Origin of the sequence: Streptomyces sp. PA03-6a (assembly GCF_033792765.1) — a bacterium.
GTDB lineage: Bacteria > Actinomycetota > Actinomycetes > Streptomycetales > Streptomycetaceae > Actinacidiphila.
The window spans coordinates 1-1,740 of the sequence record NZ_JARAVK010000541.1; the positions used below are offsets into that span (position 1 = coordinate 1).

Consider the following 1,740-nt stretch of genomic DNA (forward strand, 5'->3'; position numbering starts at 1 on the left):
GGCTCAGTCAAGATTTTCGTGAAGTGATAACGCAGCGTCATGCGAGGAGGACTCGTTTGCGTAGAAGCGGAAGGGTCGCCCGTCCATATATCTGTCGTTTGAGCATCTTGATCCGGTTCACGTGACCTTCGACCGGGCCGCTGCTCCAGGGCAGGGTGAGGCCGGCCAGGACGGCATCCCAGTCACGTTCGAGTCCGTCAGCGAAGGCGTGCAGGTGCGGTAGGTCGTCGGTGTGGACCGCGCGGATCCAGGCGGTGAGGTCAGTGCCGGTTCGGTTGCAGATCATGCGAGCGAAGGCATGAACGTGGCTGCTCAATGCGGCCAGCTCGGGGCAGCGGGCGAGGACGTCCTCGAGTTGTTGTTCTTCCTCGGGTCGTAAGCGTCCCGGGTGACGGGTGATCCATCGGGTCAGGTCCTGTGGTTTTGGCGGCGGTGCAGGCGCCGCCTTCGCAGTGTCACGCAAGGGCCGTAGGAGATGGCGGACGGCTTGCGGTGTGCGTCCTGGGTAACCCTGGGCCTGAATCTCACGGAAAAGGGCGGAGGCGTTGGTGCAGCCCTGGTTCCAGCGGCTGATCAGGTAGGGCCGCCAGGCGTCCAGCCGGGTGGTGCGGATCGCGCGGTCGGCGAGGGCTTCGGGGTTCTCGCAGCGTGCGTAACGCCGTGCGGTGTGACGGGCCAGTCCGAGTTCGCGTCCGATAGCGCTGATCGACCATCCCTGGGAGAGCAGGTCGTGAACGGCCCGATAACGTTCCCGGGTGCGGGTGACCAGCCATTTCTCGGCGCCGGTGTCTGGGTTGAGAGCAGGGTCGGGCGGTGCCTTTGTGCGCGGGGGCTCGGACTGCTGAGGCGGCGGTGGTGTCAGGCAGGACCGGTGGGTGATCACAGTGCGTTCGACCGTGTGGACCAGGTCGTCCCACAGGTGCCAGGCGTCAGCGACCTGACGGGCTTGGGGTGCTCCAGCGTTTGCTGCTTCTGCATAGGCGCCGGCACGATCCCGGCAGACCACCTCGATGCCGGGGTGATCGGCCAGCCAGGAGACCAGGGGCGCCTTTCCGCGGCCGGGCAGCAGATCCACGACACGATGCGTATCGAGGTCGATGAGCACGGTCCCATAGCGTCGGCCCCGGCGGGTGGCGAAATCATCAACGCCAAGCACGCGCAGTGCCGGCTGGGGCGGATCCGGCATCGCCATCACCACGTTGAGCAGGGTGGTTCGGCTGACCGGGATGTGGAGGACAGCCGCGAGGCGGGCACCGGCCCGCCCGGCCAGTGCCAGACCGATTGCTTGCACGATCTCGGCGAGCGCGGGTGTTCGGCGGCCGTATCTCATGGTCAAACCTGCTGGCTGTTCGACGAAGGTTCGCCGGACGCAGCGAGCGCTGTCGCAGAACAGGCGTCGGACGCGCAGATCGATCATGACCATGCGGCCGCCGAAGCCAACATCGGTCAAGTGTCGCCGATAGCGGCTGTGAACCCGCCGAGCTGGCACACCGCAGTCGGGACACGGCACGGCTGTGCCGTCCCGGGTCCGAGCGATGACCAGTACCGTTTCCTCATTCACCCGCACCTGTTCCACCAGCACTGCGGACAGATGCGGGAAGAGCTTCTGCAGCATTCCCTCACACGGTCACAGCGTCCCGCTGCCACAACCAGCGCGTCACCGGCGCAGCACAGCACAACCGTGCACACCGAACCGTCATGACGCTGCGTTATCGCTTCACGAAAATCTTGGCTGAGCCC

General features: G+C 65.9%; 1 protein-coding gene. It reads right to left on the bottom strand.

Features of this window, described 5'->3' with window-relative positions; all coding sequences use genetic code 11:
• Nucleotides 1-37: 37 nt before the first annotated feature.
• Nucleotides 38-1,615 (bottom strand): ISL3 family transposase, encoded by a 1,578-nt coding sequence (locus tag PV350_RS46470; RefSeq protein ID WP_500339292.1) that lies wholly within the window; start codon nt 1,613-1,615, stop codon nt 38-40.
• Between the last annotated feature and the right edge of the window lie 125 nt (nt 1,616-1,740).

What these genes read in the sequence shown, in the direction of transcription:
- PV350_RS46470 (WP_500339292.1), bottom strand. Translation starts at nt 1,615, where the DNA reads ATGCTGCAGAAGCTCTTCCCGCATCTGTCCGCAGTGCTGGTGGAACAG.